This is a genomic window from Acinetobacter harbinensis (assembly GCF_000816495.1).
Lineage (GTDB): Bacteria > Pseudomonadota > Gammaproteobacteria > Pseudomonadales > Moraxellaceae > Acinetobacter > Acinetobacter harbinensis.
In genome coordinates this window covers 628,881-648,048 of the sequence record NZ_JXBK01000001.1, presented here as the reverse complement: position 1 = coordinate 648,048, position 19,168 = coordinate 628,881, and the positions used below count along the sequence as shown (strand labels likewise).

The window sequence follows — 19,168 nt, the reverse complement described above, 5'->3', positions numbered from 1 at the left end:
TTATTGCTTAAATCCAAATAAGCCAACTTTCCAAAACTTGCTAAAAAGCTAAAATATTTCGTCGAACTCAGGTTACTAAACATTCAGTTTGAGATGAGAAATCATTGAATGCAGTTTTTAGGTATTTGCTGAAAACTAAGGCACTCGTAATAAAGCTATTTCTGAAGCTTCTATGCACAAGGCCACGTGTGTATTCACGCCAAGAGCAACCTCGATATTGCTGGGTATTTTAATCTAACCCACTCCCCCCTTTTGGTTAAAAAAGAGAAGTGGCTTAGGATGATTCTCTCTCGATATAAAGCCGCCTTTGAACACAGACTTAAGCCGTATCCATCAGAAAGAATTACGTTAAAAACTTGATTCTTCTTTACTTGGATTGGTTTTTTGCGTAGTAGCATCAATTTTCAAAATGAGACTAATCATCACTGCACACATAATTAAAGATGAACCGCCATAACTGATAAACGGCAAGGTTAAGCCTTTGGTCGGCAACATTCCCATATTCATGCCTGCATTCACCAAAATTTGCAGCAAGAAAATAATACTGATGCCATAAGCCAAATAACCCGCACGTAAATACTGATGCTGTAAGGCACGATGACCAATTTTAATACAGCACAGCAGCATGGTGAATGACAGTAACAACACCATGCTGATGCCAAAGAAACCAAACTCTTCACCTAAAATCGCCAACATAAAGTCGGTGTGCGCTTCCGGTAAATAGGCCATTTTTTGAATACTATGCCCTAAACCTACGCCAGTCCATTCACCGCGTCCAAAGGCCATCAAGGCATTCGACAATTGATATCCGGTTCCTAAAGGATCCGCCCAAGGATCGGTAAAGGATAAAGCACGTTTTAAGCGATAAGGCTCGAAGATAATTGCTGCGCCTAAGCCCAGAATAATCGCCAGCATAAAACCAATAAACTGAATTGGGGGTGCACCGGCCAAAAAGAATACGCCCAAAATCATCAACACGATTACTGCGGTGGCACCTAAGTCTGGCTCAGCCAAAATTAGCCCAACGGTAATAACCATGACGCCGCCCAAGCGGAACAGACCGGAGAGATTATTACGCACCTCGGCTGATCGTCGTACCACATAGTCGGCGGTGAAGATCGCCATCATCACCTTGGCCACTTCCGATGCCTGTAGGGTAAATCCGGCTATACGAATCCAGCGCGTTGAACCATTGACCTCACTCCCGACCAGTAACACCACCACCAGCAATAAGATGGTCATAATCCACAGTGGAAAGGTGTTATTGAACCAAACATTGAGTGAAACTTTATACACCAACGTGGCGGCCACCAATGCCACGACAATGGAAATGCCATGTCGAAGCACATAGTGAAAAGCATTTTCGTGTAATCGATCCGCATAGGGCATCGAGGCCGATGCCACCATAACTGAGCCGATACACAGCAAAGCAATCACACAAAACAGCAATACATTTCGTGGGGTAATTTCGGCTGGAATTTTAGTTTCCAAGCGTTGATACACCTGACTCATTTTATTTATGGTCGTCTGAGCTAACCCAGCCATACAACGTTCCTTATCATTCTTTTAGGCAAGTGTGTTCACACATTTTACAAATTGGTGGCCACGGTCAGTATAACTTTTAAACATATCAAAACTGGCACATGCCGGCGACAACAGCACCACATCATGTGCTTGGGTGTGCTGCTGGCACAACTCAACAGCCTGTTGTAAAGAGTCCGCATGAATCAGTGTGGTAGTGTCTTTAATCGCCTGTTCAATCAGCGCCTGATCTTCACCAATTAAGATGGCCACTTTGGCATATTTGCTTAAGGCATTCTGTAAAGCGCTAAAATCCTGACCCTTACCTTGCCCGCCTAGAATAATCGCTACTTTGCCCTGCTGAGGTTCAATAGCGGCACCTAAACCTTCAAGCGCGGCCAAAGTGGCCCCAATATTGGTGCCTTTGGAGTCATTGTAATACCGCACTCCGTGTTGCTCTTTCACAAACTCACAGCGATGCTCTAGTCCTTTAAACGTTTTTAAGGTCTCTAACATTGAACTAAGCGGCAAGCCGATGGCCTCACCTAAAGCCAGACACGCCAAGGCATTGGCAACATTATGCGTGCCTTGCATATACATATCGCTACTTTTAAGCAAACGCTCACGACCGCGTGCCAACCATAAGGTGCCATCGGTGTCTTTTAAAACCCCATATTGATTCATATCCGGTGCATTGAGGCCAAAACTTTGCATCGGGGTGACATCGGGTACCAACGGACGGGTCAATGAATCGTCACGGTTATAGACCACTTTTTTCACGCCTTGAAAAATTCGATGTTTAGCGGTGTGATAAGCAAACATATCGCCGTGTCGATCTAAATGATCTTCACTAATATTCAGCACCACAGCCACGTCGGCCGCTAAATTTGAGGTGGTTTGCAATTGAAAACTGGATAACTCTAAGATATATAACTCTGGGTCATCTTGAGTTAACTCCAAAGCAGGGCGCCCCAAATTACCGCCAACGGCAACCTTTACGCCTGCCGCTTGTACCATCAAACCAATTAAAGTGGTGACGGTACTTTTGGCGTTAGAGCCGGTAATGGCCATAATCGGTTTATCGGTAAAGCGTCGTAAAATTTGAATTTCACTGACCACCGGAATACCCTGTGCCACAGCAGCTTGAATTTCTGCCAATTGTGGATCGAGTCCAGGGCTAATGATAATTTCTTCTGCTTGTAATAACAGTGCTTGATCGAATTGACCAAAACGGGTTTCAACATCGTCAGGGATTTGATCATGTCCAGGCGGAATCAAACGGGAATCGGTCACGGCAACACGGTAGCCTTGTTTATGTAAGAAATTCACCGCTGCAACTCCAGAAATACCGAGTCCTGCAACGACTTTTAATCCACCACGTTGAATTAACATGTTTACCCCATATTTTGCGATGTTTTCAAACTGCCAAAATGTTAGCACTTTGCTCTTTTGAATGCTTTTTCTGTTTTGACTTTATGACTCTTTTTTTGTGTCAGCGCGTAAAAAAACCGTCATAACGATGACGGTTTTTTGATTGCGCACTTAAATTAAACGCTTACTTCCATTTTACCGCTTGTAGTGGTGCAGTTTTCTGCGCTTGATCTTCACTGGCCGGACAACTACAACCGCCACCACAACCGGCTACCGCTTTTGGGGTGAACCATTTGGCCAGTGTCAACCAACCCTGCTGATGACAGAGCGTGGATAACTGTAAAAAGACGCTGTTTGCACTACGCGGGAAGACTTTTTTAAAGACCACCAGCGCACTCCACATCACCAAGGCTGCAATAATAATCACTTCAATCATCTTCATCTCCTGTAGACAGTATTTTTGGCGTAAGCCCTTGGATTAGGCCAAGTAATGCGATGCCACTTGATAGGTTAAAAAAGACATCGCGTAGGCCAAACCAAATAAATAAGCGGTCATCACACTGACGGTTTTCCATGAGCCGGTTTCACGTTTGACTGTGGCTAAGGTGGCCAAACAATGCGGTGCATAAATAAACCACACCAACAATGACAAACCGGTGGCTACTGACCAACCCAAAGGGCCATCACTACTGATGATTGAAGACAGTCCTTGTGCGATGGCATCATCTCCAACCGCAGATAAGGCATACACAGTACCCAGTGCTGCCACCACCACTTCACGTGCCGCCATGGCCGGAATTAACGCAATACAGATTTGCCAGTTAAAACCCAATGGTGCAAAGATCGGTTGCAACACATGACCCAACATACCGGCCAGTGAATAATCAATTGCAGGTAAAGTTGCGCCGATTGGCGGCTGCGGAAAAGTACACAAAAACCACAGCAGAATTGACAGGGCAAAGATAATGCCACCGACGCGTTTTAAGAAAATCTTGGCGCGATCGAGTAAACCAATCCAAATACTTTTAATATCTGGCAGTCGATAGCTGGGCAATTCCATCAGCAACATATGTTGTGATTTGTCTTTTTGAAAGAATTTTAAAACAAACGAGACGATTAGCGCACTGACAATGCCGGCCATATATAAGGCAAACAACACCAAGCCTTGTAGATTAAACACACCCCAAATCATCTGTTCTGGAATAAAGGCCGCGATCAATAAGGCATACACCGGTAAGCGCGCCGAACAGGTCATCAGCGGTGCCACAAAAATGGTGGTCAAACGATCTCGTGGATCACTGATACTGCGCGTGGCCATAATGCCCGGAATGGCACAAGCAAAACTGGACAATAACGGAATAAAGGCGCGGCCACTTAAACCGGCTTTAAACATCAGCTTATCCAGCAAAAATGCGGCACGCGGTAAATAACCTGATTCTTCTAAGACCAAAATAAAGAAGAATAGAATCAGAATTTGCGGTAAGAACACCACCACACTGCCCGCACCGGAAATAATGCCATCCACCACCAAACTGTTGAGCAGTGGATGAGAAATATAGCCGCGCACAATCTCACCAAACCAAGCAAAAAACGTCTCAATCCCATCCATAAACGGCGCAGCCCAAGCAAATACCGCTTGAAAGACCACAAACATCATTATGGTCAGACTTAACAGGCCAAAGACCGGATGTAAAAATATTTTATCGAGAAAATCTGAGCGTTTATCTTCTTGATCTACTGAATGCACCACATCCTGTAAAATGGTTTCAATTTTATGATGCTGACTGCCGCTTAATCCGCTGAGCTCGGTTTGGGGTACAGCGTATTTGCCTTGCTCCAGCGCATTCATCAAGTTGGCGATACCGGATTGACGCACTGCCACGGTTTCAACCACGGGCACGCCTAAGCGCTGCGCCAGTTTTTGCGTATTGATTTGCATACCACGGCGGCGCGCTTCATCCATCATGTTCAGCACAACCAAAATTGGCCGACCAAGCGCAATCATTTCCAGCACCAAACCCAAATGCAGTTTAAGGTTGGTGGCATCGACCACACATAAAAAGGCGTCTTGTGCGGCCTCTTCAGCAATCTTGCCTTGTACCACATCACGGGTAATGGCTTCATCGGGACTGGTGGCATCTAAACTATAGGTGCCGGGTAAATCCAAAACCCGAACCGATTGCCCCGAAGGTAAATTAAACTGCCCGACTTTACGCTCGACGGTGACACCGGCATAGTTGGCCACTTTTTGCCGTGTGCCGGTTAAATGATTAAATAAAGATGTTTTACCGCAATTGGGGTTACCTACGAGGGCAATACGCAGCGCATCACTCATGCAGGGGCTCCCTCAAGATTAATTTCAATTTTTTCAGCTTCAACTTTACGCAGTGCGAATCGAGTAAATCCAACTTGAATCAAAATAGGATCACCGCCAAAGATACCTTTGGTAATCACCTGTACTTTAGTGCCGCTTACAAATCCCAAGGTCTCTAAGCGACTGGCAACCATATCATTTTGAGTACTGTCATTAGTTATAGCGCGATTCACTTTACAAATAATGGCGGTTTGTTTCACTTTTAAATCAGATAAACGCACTGCATCTAATCCTAAAATATTTTCACCAGTATACAAACAAATGAGAATAATTACCAAGTAAGGTTTGATTCCAATTCTCATCTTGCGCTGCCACATCGACAGAACCAAAGAATTGTTTTAAATTAAACAACACCAAGAAAAACTTGGATTTTTCCTTCAATGTAGAACTGATATGCTCAATAAAAAACCGCGTATTCCGGCTCCTGTGGCAATTCCTGCTCATTTAAGTTTTTTACATGGCTTTCGAGATTATTTAATTGCAGACACTGTCAGTCCGCATACGCGCAATGCTTATCTATCTGATTTAATTCAATGTAGTGAATGTAGTGCCCGTTTAATGCTGGATTGGTCAAGTGATGATGTCGCGGACGTTTTGTTAACATTAACCAAACAAGGCAAAAGTCCACGCTCGATTGCACGTGCATTGTCGGCACTGCGTTCTTTTTATAAATTTTTACGTGAACAAAAATTACGTTTTGACAATCCGGTGGCCACCCATAAGACGCCTAAAATTGGCCGTGCCTTGCCCAAAGACATCTCTGAGCAAGAAGTTGAAGCATTAATTGATGCCCCAAATACCGACACTGTACTGGGTTTACGTGATCGTGCCATGCTAGAGGTGTTGTATGCCTGCGGACTGCGCGTCACGGAATTACTCAATTTACGCTTGGAGTTGATAAATTTAAAACAAGGCTACTTACGCATTGTGGGTAAAGGCAATAAAGAACGTTTGGTGCCGTTGGGCCAAGTGGCATGCGAATGGATTGAAAAATATTTACAAGAATCGCGACCAAGTTTATATAAATCTGCCACCGACTATGTGTTCTTAACCCAACACGGCGGCATTATGAGTCGGCAAAATTTTTGGTATGCCATTAAACGCTATGCGCTACTGGCCGATGTACAAGCGGAACTATCACCGCATACGTTACGTCACGCCTTTGCCACCCATCTGCTCAATCACGGTGCCGATTTACGTGTGGTACAAATGTTGTTGGGACACAGTGATCTATCCACCACACAAATTTATACCCACGTGGCACAAATTCGGATGCAACAACTGCATGCCGCACATCATCCGCGTGCTTAAAGATGCGCTGGATTTTTCATCTACGCTCAAGAAGTGTTAACGAGCGCGACGAATTTTTTGCTATGCTAACCATCAATTTTTATTGATCATTCAAAGAAAGGGTTATTTATGCTATTTACCCGCTCAAATATTTTTATGGCTTGTGCTTTGGCCAGCAGCTTGGCTGTGACTGCTTGTTCTAATTCAAATAATGATGAACAAAAGCAGAGCACTTTAACCGCCAGCACACCAGCAACTGGCGAAGCGTCGAATCTCTCAGAACGCAATGCCCAACAGCGTCTGATTAAAACGCTACAACAGCATTTTAAAAAAGCCAATATCAATGCCAAAGTATTGGAAATCAAACCGACTGAAGTGCCTAACTTATATTGGGTAAATTTAGAAGGCATGTCATCGGTATATGCAACCGCAGATGGTCAATATATTATCCAAGGTGATGTGCTGCGTTTGGGTGACACTAAAGTACACAATGTCAGTGAAAACCTTCAAGCGGCCAGCAATAAAAAACTTTTGGCGCAGTTAAAAACTGAAGATCTATTGGTCTATCCGGCCAAAGGCAAAACTCAGCATGTGGTGTATGTCTTTACCGACTCAAGCTGTCCGTATTGTCACAAATTGCATGAACAGATGAGCGAAATTAATGCCAAAGGCATTGAAGTGCGTTATATCGCTTGGCCACGCGGTGAACAATTTATGCCAACCATGGAAAGCATTTGGTGTAGTGCAGATCGCCAAGCCGCTTTTGCTCAAGCCATTACCGGTGCGACGCTCCCTACGGCCAACTGTAAAAATCCAGTTCGAGCGCAATATCAATTGGGTCTAAATATGGGCGTGAATGGTACACCGGCAATTTACGATGTAAATGGCGTCTATTTGGGCGGTTATCTCTCAGCACAAGAATTGGCAGAGCGTTTAAATAACTAATTTTTATTCGTTAATTTACTAATTTTTATAGCTGAAGATAAACGCATTTCTTCCTAGAGTCTGCTGTCTTTTTTAGCTATGATCTAGCTTCGCTTAAAATTGATTAGATATTGGAGTGTGACGTGAAACCAGTTCGTCTGGCAATCCTCGGTCTTGGGACTGTGGGTGGTGGTGCCCTTAAACTATTAAAAGAAAACGCTGCTGAAATTAAACGTCGCACAGGGCGAGAAATTGAAATTACCTACGTCGGTACGCGTCGTTCGCGTCCCGACTTAGACCTTGCAGACAGCATTCAACAAAGTGCCGACTTACTGGAAATTGTACGTCAGCCAGATGTGGATGTGGTGGTTGAAGTTATGGGTGGGATTCATCCTGCCTATGAAATTATTATGGAAGCCATGAAACATGGCAAACATATTGTCACGGCCAATAAAGCCTTGCTGGCAGAACACGGTACCGCCTTATTTAAAGCGGCGGATGAGAATAAAGTTCAAATTGCCTATGAAGCTGCGGTTGCCGGTGGCATTCCGATTATTAAAGTTCTTCGTGAAGGTTTAGCGGCCAATAAAATTGATTGGCTGGCCGGCATTATCAATGGTACAGGTAACTTTATTCTCACCGAGATGCGTGAAAAAGGCCGTACTTTTGAAGATGTACTCAAAGAAGCGCAAGAGTTGGGCTATGCCGAAGCAGATCCCACCTTTGACGTAGAAGGCATTGATGCTGCGCATAAATTAACCCTCTTGGCCTCCATTGCCTTTGGTATTCCTTTACAGTTCGATAAAGTCTTTACGGAAGGCATCAGTAAAATTACGGCACAAGATGTGAAGTATGCAGAAGAACTGGGTTTCCGGATCAAGCATTTAGGCATTGCCCGTCGTGCAGCCAAAGGGATTGAGCTGCGTGTTCATCCGACCTTAATTCCGGCAGAAGAATTACTGGCCAATGTGAACGGGGTTAAAAATGCAGTCTTGGTACAGGCCAATCCGGTTGGCCCGACCTTATATTATGGCGCAGGCGCAGGCGAAGGCCCAACCGCATCTGCAGTAGTGGCCGATATTGTCGATATTGTGCGTGATATTGCCTATACCGAAGATGGTGCAGGCACCATTCCACAACTGGCCTTTGAAGCTTTAAGCGACTTAACCATTTTAAGCCGTGAAGAGATGACCACCGGCTATTACATTCGCATTAACGCTGAAGATCAGATGGGCGTGTTGGCTGATGTCACCACCATTTTAAGCCGTGCAGGGATTAGTATTGATGCCATCATGCAACAACCGCGCTTAAAAGATCTGATACCGATCGTGATTATGACCGATCCGGTGGTTGAAGCGAAAATGGATGCGGCGTTACAACAAATTCAAGCATTACCCTTCATTCATGGCGAAATTATACGAATTCGTTTAGAATCGCTGGATAATTAATCGGGTTGAGGGGATGCTTTCCCCTTGCCAAGCTCTACCCACATTTGGAACATCATCATGTCTAATGCCAATCGTTATACTGGTTTAGTTGACCGTTATCGTGACCGTTTACCAGTATCTGCAACCACGCGTGCAATCTCTTTAGGTGAGGGCAACACGCCTCTGATTAAACTTGAGAATATTCCACGTATTATTGGTAAAGATGTTGAAATTTATGTGAAGTATGAAGGCTTAAACCCGACAGGTTCATTTAAAGACCGTGGCATGACCATGGCTGTGACCAAAGCGGTAGAAGAAGGTTCTAAAGCAATTATTTGTGCTTCCACCGGCAATACCTCTGCTGCTGCTGCCGCGTATGCAGCACGTGCAGGCATCAAAGCGTTTGTGCTGATTCCCGAAGGCAAAATTGCCATGGGTAAAATGGCACAAACCATGATGTATGGTGCAATCACCATGCAAATTCGCGGTAACTTTGATGATGGTATGCGTTTGGTCAAAGAAATTGCCGATCAAGCCCCAGTGACCATTGTGAACTCGATCAATCCATATCGTTTGCAAGGTCAAAAAACCATTGCTTATGAAATTGTAGAGGCTTTGGGCCGTGCACCGGATTATCATTGCCTACCCGTGGGTAATGCAGGCAACATCACTGCACACTGGATGGGCTATACCGAAGCAATTGCTAATCAGCCGGTGGCTCAGTTTGAACAAGTGATTTACGATGCAGCAACCGATCAATTTACCGGCCCTAAACCTGAAGGTTTGCCAGTGATGCTCGGTTATCAAGCTTCAGGTGCTGCACCGTTTTTACGCGGCGCACCCGTTGAGCTGCCTGAAACAGTCGCCACAGCAATTCGTATTGGTAATCCACAAAGCTGGCATCATGCCAAAGCAGTGGTACGTGATTCTAACGGTTGGTTTGATGAATTGACCGATACTGAAATCTTAGAAGCACAGCGTCTCTTGTCGATGTACGAAGGTGTGTTTGTAGAACCTGCTTCTGCTGCCTCGTTGGGCGGTGCCATCCGTGACATTAAAGCCGGTAAAATTGCGGAAGGTTCAGTCATTGTCTGCACCGTGACCGGTAATGGCTTAAAAGATCCAGATAGCGCCATCAAACAATGTTCAGATGCCGTGATGCTGACCATTGATGCCACCATGAGTGAAGTGAAATCTTCCATCTTGGCCAATATGGACTAATAATTTTTATTCTTAGCCATAAAAAAGCCCCGTATCTTGATGCTACGGGGCTTTTTTAATCGAGCCATGAATATTTCATCGCCCGATTGAGAGGATAAAACTTAGATACGTTTTGGCAATTGAGAGACCCAACCCATTAAACGTGTTGCGTCATTGGTGCGCGCCGCAGAGGTATCTGCACCTAACAACACCACCACTGCCGGACGGTTGTTTAAGGTGGTGTGCATGACCACACAGCGTCCTGCTTCATTAATATAGCCGGTTTTAGAGATATTAATATTCCAACCGCCATTACGAACCAAAGCATTGGTGTTATTGGATTTCAATACACGATAGCCCAAGTTAAAGTCATGGCTGGCAGTGGTTGAGAATTGACGGATCAAACCATATTGATACGCTGCGCTGACCAAAATTCCTAAATCACGGGCAGAAGCGACGTTATGCGGATCGAGTCCGGTCGATTCCACATAATGTGCTGAATTCATGCCGAGTGACTTGGCTTTACTGTTCATCGCAGAAATGAAAGCGGCACGTCCACCGGGATAAGTACGCGCCAAAGCAGCTGCCGCTGGATTTTCAGACTTCATCAATGCCATTAATAAGGCTTCAGCACGATTCATGCTGTCACCAGCACGTAAAGTTGAACTGGAGTTCTTGCCGCCTGCACCCGCAAAATCAATCGATTGCAAAGTAATGGTTTCAGACATGTTCAATCGCGCATCGGCAATCACCACGGCGGTCATCAATTTGGTGATTGAAGCGATTGGCAAAGCAGCATTTGAATTTTTACTGTACAGTACTTCACCGGTTTGCGAATCCATCACCAAGGCTGCGCGCGCATTGACCGAAGGTTGCGTGCTATAACTTGAATTATTTAAAATCTGTACGCTTTTGGGTGCAGACTGAGCAACCACCCCATTTGCACTACGTACAGAAGTGGTAATTTTAGTGGAACCTTGCGGTGAAACTTCATCCGCTAAAGCAAGAAAATCACCATTTAACAATTGCTCCGCTTCGTTAGACGACCAATTTAAAGCCGCCTGACCATTACCTGCCGGAGTATTCATGATGAGTTCTGCAAAACTGCTTGAACTGATGCTCAGCAAGATAGAAACACCCAGCACATGCATTAAAGATTTGTTTGAATTTTTCACGATGATTTACTCAACTCCGGAAGGTAAAATACATTTGTATATGACCTTAAATATGCCTTACATTTATACACAAAGGTGAACATTTTTTCAGCGTCCACGTTTATATACAACATTTCATTTAAAGATGAAGAATAGGATTGCTAATTTTGTCGTTTCATTGCAAGCTTATTTTGCTTTATGTAACAAAAAAGATGCTTTTTTTTATTTCAGGGAGAACTCGGTGATCACAGTTTTAGTGGTAGATGACCATGAATTAGTACGTACCGGAATCTGCCGTATGCTTGAAGACCATGCGGATATTGAAGTGATTGGTCAAGCTGAATCTGGAGAAGAAGCCATTAGTTTGGTCCGTCGCCAGCCTCCCAACGTGGTGTTACTCGATGTCAATATGCCCGGCATTGGCGGAGTCGAAACCACACGGCGTTTATTGCAAACTGCGCCTGAAACCAAAGTCTTAGCGGTCAGTGGCTTAGCAGAAGAACCTTATCCTTCCTTGCTGCTTAAAGCGGGTGCCAAAGGTTATATCACCAAAGGTGCTCCCGTCACTGAAATGGTGCGTGCCATCAATAAAGTCATGCAAGGCGGTAAATATTTTAGTGCCGATATTGCAGAGCAACTGGCCAGCTCTTATTTATCTGATACCCAGCAGTCACCTTTTGATGCGCTGTCTGAACGAGAAATGCAAGTGGCAATGATGGTGGTCAATTGTATCAGCGCACAAGAGATTGCCGATAAACTGTTTGTCAGCGTCAAAACCGTAAACACCTATCGCTATCGAATCTTTGAAAAATTAAATTTAGACAGCGATGTTAAATTAACCCATTTGGCCATTCGCTATGGACTCATCAAACCTTAAGTTTATAGCGTGTAGACAAAACACATGAAGCCAAACAGCACACACTCTGAGCTTAATCAGTATCATTTAGGCAACTGGTATAGCGTCTACAGATTGATTGTTGCAACCTGCCTGTTGATGATTTTCTTAATTACGGCGCCGCGCTTAACCCATGATTACCAATACCCGCAGCTTTATTTTTATGTATTGATTACCTATGTAATCATGAGCTGTATTCAAGGGGTTGTGCTTAAAAAAATTAATCTGAATATTCCACAGCAATTGATTGGGTTATTTGCAGTAGATGTACTGGCATTAAGTTTATTAACCTTGGCGGTGGATGGACCCAATCTACAGTTAAGTTTATTGTTTGTGATTATTATTTTTGCTGCCTCCTTGTTGCTTGATGCACACAAGGCGCTACTGATTACCCTGATTGCGGTCATCAGCGTGATTTACCAGCTTTTTCTAGGTAATTTACTGGCTTTTTCATCTTTAAATAATATCAGCAACAGTGCTTTACTGGCCTTTTTATTTTTTGTGGTCTATGCCACTGCACAAGTTGCAGTGCGACGCTTTCAACTGCTAGAGAATTTAAATTTTTCACAATCCTTAGAATTAGATCGTCTACAAAATCTGAATCGTTATATTTTAGAACAAATTGAGCTCGGCTATTTGGTGTTAGATGAGAGCTGCAATATTGTGCTGAGTAATCCGGCGGCGTGTGTGTTGCTGGGTATCCCACCGCTGTATGCTTATGACCAATATCCTTTGCGCCAAGCACAACCGGATTTATTTGAACTGATTAAGTTTGAACAATTAAAAGATGGTGAAAAATTCCAATTTGAATCACAGTTCAGTCACTACCATATGCACATTGAAGTACAAAAACTCATGGTGCCGCGTCAATCGTTAACTTTATTGGTGCTGCAAGATGCACGTAAGCTCAACCAACGGGTACAACAGCTTAAACTGGCGGCTTTGGGGCAACTATCTGCCAGTATTGCCCATGAAATTCGTAATCCTTTGGCGGCGATTGTTCAAGCCAACGAATTGCTGCCGGATAGCCCTGCACAGCAACAACAGCAGCTCAGCCAAATGATTAGCAAACAGGCACAGCGTATTGATAGCATCATTCAAGACACCTTAAGTATGGTGCGAAATAAAGAAACCTATCCTGCCAGTATTTTACTGAATGACTTTATTCCCCGATTTATCCAAGAAGATTTGGCCGATATTGCAACAAAAATTCAATGCACGATAAGCAGTCCAATGGCGATTATTTTCGATGAAGCACAGCTCCGACAAATTCTGATTAATCTGATTCGCAATGCCATTCGGCACAATGCCGCGGGACATTTTCATATTGAATTAAATTTGTATAGACATGAAGCCAATGCGCGTATTGAAGTGCGTGACTTTGGTTCAGGGGTCGATGCCAAAGACTTAACTTATTTATTCCAACCGTTTTTTACTACCGAAATCACGGGAACTGGTTTAGGATTGTATTTATCCCATAGTTTCTGTGAGGCCAATCAGGCCAAGCTCAGCTATGTAGCACAAAAACAGGGGGCATGCTTTCAAATAGAGTGTCCTGCTGTGGCTTTAAATTAATTTTTTTGGGGTGGAATTTTGGAACAACAGCCGCTGGTTTTACTGGTCGATGATGAAGAAGATTTATGTACATTGATGCAAATCTCTCTATCACGGATGGGCATTCAAACGCATATAGCCTATCGTCTTGAACAAGCGAAAAAACTCTTATTAGAGCATCGTTATGATGCCTGCTTAACCGACTTAAATTTACCGGATGGCAATGGCCTGCAACTGGTGGAATGGATCAATCAACATTTTTCCGCCTTGCCTGTCGCGGTACTAACCGCCTATGGCAATATGGATATTGCGGTGGCGGCATTAAAAGCCGGTGCCTTTGATTTTGTCAGTAAACCGATTAATCAAAAACATCTCGAACAGCTGCTGCAAAAGGCTTTGAATAAACCGCTTGAAAACCTCAGTTATTCTACACATGGTTTAGAGCAAAAATTATTGATTGGTCAATCGCTACCCATTCAGCAATTGCGGGTTACCTTAAATAAAATTGCGCGCTCGCAAGCGCCGGTGTTTATCACCGGTGAATCGGGTACCGGCAAAGAAGTGATTGCCAATTTGGTGCACCGTTTAAGCAACCGCAATGATGGCCCTTTTATTGCCATTAACTGTGGCGCTATCCCGACAGAGCTGATGGAAAGCGAGCTATTCGGGCATAAAAAAGGCAGCTTTACCGGTGCCACCCAAGACAAACAAGGTCTGATTCAATCCGCACATGGCGGTAGTCTATTTTTAGATGAAATTGCGGAACTTCCTTTGAGTATGCAGGTGAAATTGCTGCGTGCAGTGCAAGAAAAAAGGATTCGTCCAGTCGGCTCAGATGCTGAAGTGGATGTCGACTTTCGCGTTATCAGTGCCAGTCATCAAGATTTAGAATTGTTGGTGCAACAAGGTCGATTTAGACAGGATTTGTTCTTTCGTATTCACGTTATGGATTTGGTGATTCCGCCGCTACGTGAACGCGGTGATGATATTTTATTATTGGCGCATCATTTTATTGACAAAATTAGTCAAGAATGGGGAACGCCGCCTAAACCGCTGACCGAGCGCGCCAAGGACTTTTTGCTGCATCAGTATTATCCCGGTAATGTGCGTGAACTGCGCAATATTATGGAACGTGCCATCACTTTAAGTGATGATGAAAAAATTGATTTGCCGCATCTGCAAAGTGCGCCGCTGCGTTATGCCAGTGTCAGCTCGCTCGCCGATCAACAAGCACAACCGAACCTTAGCGCGGGCGGGTTGGTCTCAAGTAAAAAGTTACCTGAGGAAGGCTTAGAGCTGTATTTGGAAAATATTGAAAAAGATATTTTACTCAACGCACTCAATTTAACCCATTGGAACAGAACACTGGCCGCGAAAAAACTGGGCATGTCTTTTCGCTCTTTGCGTTATCGATTAAAGAAATTTGGTCTCGATACCGATGAAGAATAACGCGGTTATTTATGGTTCAAAATAATCTCTGCCACATGCTCTAAATAGCTGTCTTCTTTCATGTCGGCTTGCAGGGCATATTGTTGATTGGGCTGAATTCCAATGCCTTCAATCATTTGTTGTTTCGGGGTGTAATAATGCGAAACCGTCATTTGTAACGCAGCCCCATTCGACAGTGGAAATAGTTTTTGCACCACGCCTTTGCCGTAACTTTTCTCCCCCACCACCCAAGCACGGTCATGATCTTTTAACGCTGCGGTAAAGACTTCTGCTGCGGAGGCCGAGCGATTATTGATTAAAATACCCACTTTTAAGTTTTGAAACTCAAGACTGGGTAAAGCTTGGAATTGTTGATCGCCCTCAGAGCGACTTTTGGTCGAGACAATCACACCTTGATTTAAAAACAGATCGGCTGATTCGACTGCCGCGGATAACAATCCACCGGGATTGTTTCTTAAATCAATCAACACCGCTTTTAAACGATTAGATGAATACTCCTCAATCAAGCGTTTAATTTCATTGGCGGTATCTTGCTGAAAAACTTTCACTTGGATCAGTAAAACCTGATTGTGCAAGACACTGGCTTGAATATCGGTTTCTATTTTTTTGTTGCGCACCAAGACAATCGGACGACTGCTTGGGGTTAACTGCATATTTAAGGTCGAACCCACCGAACCATTGAGTAGACTTCTGACCTGTTCATGGTTGAGTTTTTTTAATTCTTGATCATCAATTTTAAACACACTTACAGCGTTACGTAGCCCTTGCTTGGTAGAATCGGCCTTGCTCTTTAAGCCTTGAATCAGCCACTGATGCTGCTGCGCATCGTAGACCAAATCAAAATCGACCGATGCCAGATCACCTTCGGTATATTGTAATAATTGCTTATAATCTTCGGCACTTAAAAAACGTGAATAACGATCTAATCCGCCAACCAAACCGGTAATGGCCTGTTGAAACAGCGCTTCATCATTTTTTTCATCGACATAGTTTTCTTTAACAATGCTATAAATTTGCACAAATTGCTGAATCGACTCGACCGGTACTTCGGCATAGTTTTCTTCAATCGCATCATCAAAATCCAACACTGCTGCAGCTTTGGATGCAGCGAGGGCTGAATGACTCATACACATCCCTAGTGCGGCAGTAAGCACTGCCATCTTGCAACGTTGTAGAGTCATTCTTTCACCTTGTCTATCCAATCAATGTTATGCGTCTAAGTGAATTAAATTACGACCTTTCATTTCTTCAGGTACAGCAATATGCATCAACGTGAGTAAAGTTGGCGCCACATCGGCCAAAACACCGCCGTCCGCAATGGTGGCTGCGGTTGGACCGACATAAATAAACGGTACCGCCTCTGTGGTGTGCTGCGTGTGCACTTGACCACTATGATAATCTTGCATTTGCTCGACATTACCATGGTCGGCAGTAATCAGCATGTGGCCTTTTTGCGCCATCACCGCTTCATAGACACGGCCCAAACAGCTGTCAACGGCCTCAACCGCTTTAACCGCTGCATCAAAGATACCGGTATGGCCCACCATATCGCCATTGGCAAAATTCACCACCAATAAATCATATTGACGTGAGTTAATGGCTGCCACCAATTCATCGGTCACTTCAAAAGCACTCATTTCTGGCTGAAGATCATAGGTCGCGACATTCGGTGAAGGTATCAAGATACGTTTTTCACCCGGATATTCATCTTCTCGGCCGCCACTAAAGAAGAAGGTCACATGAGCATATTTTTCAGTTTCTGCAATGCGCAGTTGGGTTTTGCCTAAACTGGATAAATACTCTCCCAATGAATTCTTTAACTCTTGCGGCATATAAGCCACTGCCGCATCAATGCTGGCCTGATAACGCGTTAACATCACAAATTCAGCCAAATTCGGCACGACTTTGCGCTCAAAACCGGCAAAATCTTTTTCGACAAAGGCTTTGGTAATTTCACGCGCACGATCGGCACGGAAATTCATAAAAATAACACTGTCGCCATCTTGAATTTGAGCTGGCGCGCCAATACGGGTGGCTTTAACAAATTCATCACTTTCACCGGCTGCATAGGCCTGTGCCAACCCCTCAACCGCAGTACTGGCCACACGTGTTGCATGACTTTCAGTTAATAAACGATAAGCTTGTTCAACACGATCCCAACGATTGTCACGATCCATGGCAAAGTAGCGCCCAATTAACGTGGCAATACGGCCTTGATTCGGATATTGCGCAAACACTGCATCTAATTTTTCTAACGAAGGTTGTGCACTTTTGGGCGGCGTATCACGGCCATCCAAGAATGCATGCAGATAGACTGTTGCACCGCGCTTTAATGCCAATTCGCACATGGCTACAATATGGTCTTCATGCGCATGTACACCGCCTGCGGACAATAGCCCCAAAATATGCACCGCGCCTTGCTTGGCTTTGGCCTTGTCAACCGCATCAATCAATACTGCATGTTCTACAAAAGCACCAGTGCGAATGTCTTTACTGATACGGGTGAAATCTTGATACAAGACGCGTCCTGCACCCAAATTCATGTGACCCACTTCAGAGTTGCCCATTTGACCATCTGGCAGACCCACATCTTCACCTGAACCTGAAATCAAACTATGCGGATGCTTGGCTTGCATAGCGGTTAAATTGGGTCGTTTGGCGGCCAGATAGGCATTATCCTCAACTGCTTCGCGATGGCCGATGCCATCCATAATCACCAAAACGTGAGGCGTTTTACCCGCCGTTGCATCCGTCATAATCAGCACTCTTTTATTTACAATGTCATCAGTATATCTGACCGAACTGCCGGTCAAGACGCTATCTACAGCACAGCTGCACTGTTATTCATGTATTTTTATTACACGTGTTAGAGCAGTGACTCGATTCAAGCCTACTGTTGAATCGATCAAAACCGCAATTGCTCTATTGTTCACGACGCTTAGCGCGCACGGCGCAGTAAATAAGCACCCAGTAACGTCATCAGCACAATCGGAATAAACACAAACCACGCCGGTGATGGCGCGTAAACCAAACTGGCATAACCCAAAAAGTCTTGCAGATAGAAGAAGCCTAAACCAATAAATAAGGCAATCACCAAACGAAATCCCATTGATTGTTGACGTAAGGGGCCAAAAATAAATGAACAGGCAATTAAAACCAAAGCAATCAGCGCAAAAGGTGAAGCCACTTTTTGCCAAAATGCCAAGCGATAGGTTTTTGGCACTTGGCTATACTCATGCATATAGCTCATAAAACTGACCAGCTGACTGGGTGATAGATCTTCAGGATCAATCGTCACCATATGGACATATTTAGGCTGTAATGCTAGTGACAACGGCAACTGATCTGCTTGCACTAGGGTTGAATTGCCTTGCGCTAAAATATCCATCTGTGAAGTGCCATTGAGCTTCCAAGCGCCATCTTTTACAAACTGCCCTTGCTGCGCATTCAATACGCCTTTTAGGTGATAGCTGTCATCAAAGTCAACCACTTGCACGTGTTTAAGCTGCCCTTTGGCGTTGGCATAATCAATATAGATAAAACGCTGCCCTTCACGTGTCCAGTATCCATTCACTTCACCTAAGGCATTGACACTGCGATGATCTTTAACGCTTTTGGCCTGCTCAGTGCTATACGGGATTACCCATTCACTCAGCGCAAAAGACAACAGCACCAAAATTAATGCTGAGCGAATCACCCAACCAACAATACGCCATAGACTAATGCCGGCTGAACGCATGACAATTAATTCACTGTTAGACGCTAAACTGCCCAAACCCAGCACCGCGCCAATTAAGGCGGCAATTGGCAATACTTGATATATATACGTTGGCGCACTCCACAGCACATACAACAGGGCACGCCATGCGGTGTAGCTTTCATTTAGCGCACTCAATTCACCCAAATAGGTAAATAAAACCTGTAATGCCGATAAAATAACGGTTGCACCCAACATGGCGTAAGTGGTGGTACTGGTCACATGTTTGGCAATAATTCGACGTGCTAACAT

16 protein-coding genes are annotated in these 19,168 nt (G+C 44.3%); 7 read left to right on the top strand and 9 right to left on the bottom strand.

The genetic code is table 11. The features are described from left to right. Positions 1-348: 348 nt before the first annotated feature. From ftsW to SE27_RS03005, 5 genes are all read right to left on the bottom strand, one after another. Positions 349-1,545: a putative lipid II flippase FtsW gene (gene ftsW / locus SE27_RS03025; protein WP_039620744.1), complete on the bottom strand. Its 1,197-nt coding sequence runs from the start codon at positions 1,543-1,545 to the stop codon at positions 349-351. Positions 1,546-1,566: 21 nt separating this feature from the next. Then, positions 1,567-2,913 carry a UDP-N-acetylmuramoyl-L-alanine--D-glutamate ligase gene (murD, locus tag SE27_RS03020; protein WP_039620742.1) on the bottom strand — a complete coding sequence of 449 codons (1,347 nt, stop codon included), beginning with the start codon at positions 2,911-2,913 and terminating at the stop codon, positions 1,567-1,569. Positions 2,914-3,076: 163 nt separating this feature from the next. Further along, positions 3,077-3,328, bottom strand: coding sequence for a DUF6587 family protein (locus tag SE27_RS03015; protein ID WP_039620739.1), 252 nt, complete (start codon positions 3,326-3,328; stop codon positions 3,077-3,079). A 42-nt stretch (positions 3,329-3,370) separates the two neighbouring features. Continuing rightward, positions 3,371-5,227, bottom strand: coding sequence for a ferrous iron transporter B (gene feoB / locus SE27_RS03010; RefSeq protein ID WP_039620737.1), 1,857 nt, complete (start codon positions 5,225-5,227; stop codon positions 3,371-3,373). Beyond that, on the bottom strand, positions 5,224-5,487 hold the full coding sequence (locus SE27_RS03005; protein WP_039623771.1) for a FeoA family protein: 264 nt from the start codon (positions 5,485-5,487) through the stop codon (positions 5,224-5,226). Before SE27_RS03005 ends, feoB begins: the two co-directional genes overlap by 4 nt. 172 nt (positions 5,488-5,659) lie before the next feature. On the opposite strand from SE27_RS03005, the gene xerD reads away from it, so the two are divergent. The 4 genes from xerD to thrC all read left to right on the top strand — a co-directional run bounded on the left by xerD (position 5,660) and on the right by thrC (position 10,128). After that, complete coding sequence (gene xerD / locus SE27_RS03000; RefSeq protein WP_039620735.1) at positions 5,660-6,577, top strand: site-specific tyrosine recombinase XerD; 918 nt, start codon at positions 5,660-5,662, stop codon at positions 6,575-6,577. Between the two features lie 108 nt (positions 6,578-6,685). Beyond that, the gene (locus tag SE27_RS02995; protein WP_039620733.1) at positions 6,686-7,501 is read left to right on the top strand and encodes a DsbC family protein; all 816 of its coding nucleotides are present in this window, start codon (positions 6,686-6,688) and stop codon (positions 7,499-7,501) included. A gap of 122 nt (positions 7,502-7,623) precedes the next feature. Then, complete coding sequence (locus SE27_RS02990; RefSeq protein WP_039620731.1) at positions 7,624-8,928, top strand: homoserine dehydrogenase; 1,305 nt, start codon at positions 7,624-7,626, stop codon at positions 8,926-8,928. Between the two features lie 57 nt (positions 8,929-8,985). Continuing rightward, on the top strand, positions 8,986-10,128 hold the full coding sequence (gene thrC / locus SE27_RS02985) for a threonine synthase (protein WP_039620729.1): 1,143 nt from the start codon (positions 8,986-8,988) through the stop codon (positions 10,126-10,128). Positions 10,129-10,229: 101 nt separating this feature from the next. On the opposite strand, the gene SE27_RS02980 is transcribed toward thrC, so the two are convergent. Then, positions 10,230-11,282: a serine hydrolase family protein gene (locus SE27_RS02980; protein ID WP_148308913.1), complete on the bottom strand. Its 1,053-nt coding sequence runs from the start codon at positions 11,280-11,282 to the stop codon at positions 10,230-10,232. 220 nt (positions 11,283-11,502) lie between these two features. On the opposite strand from SE27_RS02980, the gene gacA reads away from it, so the two are divergent. Genes gacA through SE27_RS02965 form a run of 3 tightly spaced genes read left to right on the top strand, consistent with a single transcriptional unit; the run spans position 11,503 to position 15,159 of the window. Further along, positions 11,503-12,138 (top strand): response regulator transcription factor GacA, encoded by a 636-nt coding sequence (gene gacA, locus SE27_RS02975; protein ID WP_039623769.1) that lies wholly within the window; start codon positions 11,503-11,505, stop codon positions 12,136-12,138. Positions 12,139-12,162: 24 nt separating this feature from the next. Beyond that, positions 12,163-13,731, top strand: a complete 1,569-nt coding sequence (locus SE27_RS02970; RefSeq protein WP_039620728.1) for a sensor histidine kinase — start codon at positions 12,163-12,165, stop codon at positions 13,729-13,731. 15 nt (positions 13,732-13,746) lie between these two features. Then, a complete protein-coding gene (locus tag SE27_RS02965; RefSeq protein WP_162481314.1) occupies positions 13,747-15,159 on the top strand; it encodes a sigma-54-dependent transcriptional regulator in 1,413 nt (470 codons plus the stop codon). Between the two features lie 5 nt (positions 15,160-15,164). On the opposite strand, the gene SE27_RS02960 is transcribed toward SE27_RS02965, so the two are convergent. The 3 genes from SE27_RS02960 to lptG all read right to left on the bottom strand — a co-directional run bounded on the left by SE27_RS02960 (position 15,165) and on the right by lptG (position 19,168). Further along, entirely contained in the window at positions 15,165-16,340 is a 1,176-nt protein-coding gene (locus tag SE27_RS02960; protein WP_039620724.1) for a S41 family peptidase, read from the bottom strand. 27 nt (positions 16,341-16,367) lie between these two features. Continuing rightward, entirely contained in the window at positions 16,368-17,915 is a 1,548-nt protein-coding gene (gene gpmI / locus SE27_RS02955; protein WP_039620722.1) for a 2,3-bisphosphoglycerate-independent phosphoglycerate mutase, read from the bottom strand. Positions 17,916-18,097: 182 nt separating this feature from the next. Continuing rightward, complete coding sequence (lptG, locus tag SE27_RS02950; protein WP_039620720.1) at positions 18,098-19,168, bottom strand: LPS export ABC transporter permease LptG; 1,071 nt, start codon at positions 19,166-19,168, stop codon at positions 18,098-18,100.

Excerpts from the sequence above, each read along its gene's own strand:
- ftsW (WP_039620744.1), bottom strand. The coding sequence starts at position 1,545 with ATGGCTGGGTTAGCTCAGACGACCATAAATAAAATGAGTCAGGTGTAT.
- murD (WP_039620742.1), bottom strand. The coding sequence starts at position 2,913 with ATGTTAATTCAACGTGGTGGATTAAAAGTCGTTGCAGGACTCGGTATT.
- SE27_RS03015 (WP_039620739.1), bottom strand. The coding sequence starts at position 3,328 with ATGATTGAAGTGATTATTATTGCAGCCTTGGTGATGTGGAGTGCGCTG.
- feoB (WP_039620737.1), bottom strand. The coding sequence starts at position 5,227 with ATGAGTGATGCGCTGCGTATTGCCCTCGTAGGTAACCCCAATTGCGGT.
- xerD (WP_039620735.1), top strand. The coding sequence starts at position 5,660 with ATGCTCAATAAAAAACCGCGTATTCCGGCTCCTGTGGCAATTCCTGCT.
- SE27_RS02995 (WP_039620733.1), top strand. The coding sequence starts at position 6,686 with ATGCTATTTACCCGCTCAAATATTTTTATGGCTTGTGCTTTGGCCAGC.
- thrC (WP_039620729.1), top strand. The coding sequence starts at position 8,986 with ATGTCTAATGCCAATCGTTATACTGGTTTAGTTGACCGTTATCGTGAC.
- SE27_RS02970 (WP_039620728.1), top strand. The coding sequence starts at position 12,163 with ATGAAGCCAAACAGCACACACTCTGAGCTTAATCAGTATCATTTAGGC.
- SE27_RS02960 (WP_039620724.1), bottom strand. The coding sequence starts at position 16,340 with ATGACTCTACAACGTTGCAAGATGGCAGTGCTTACTGCCGCACTAGGG.
- gpmI (WP_039620722.1), bottom strand. The coding sequence starts at position 17,915 with ATGACGGATGCAACGGCGGGTAAAACGCCTCACGTTTTGGTGATTATG.
- lptG (WP_039620720.1), bottom strand. The coding sequence starts at position 19,168 with ATGTTAGCACGTCGAATTATTGCCAAACATGTGACCAGTACCACCACT.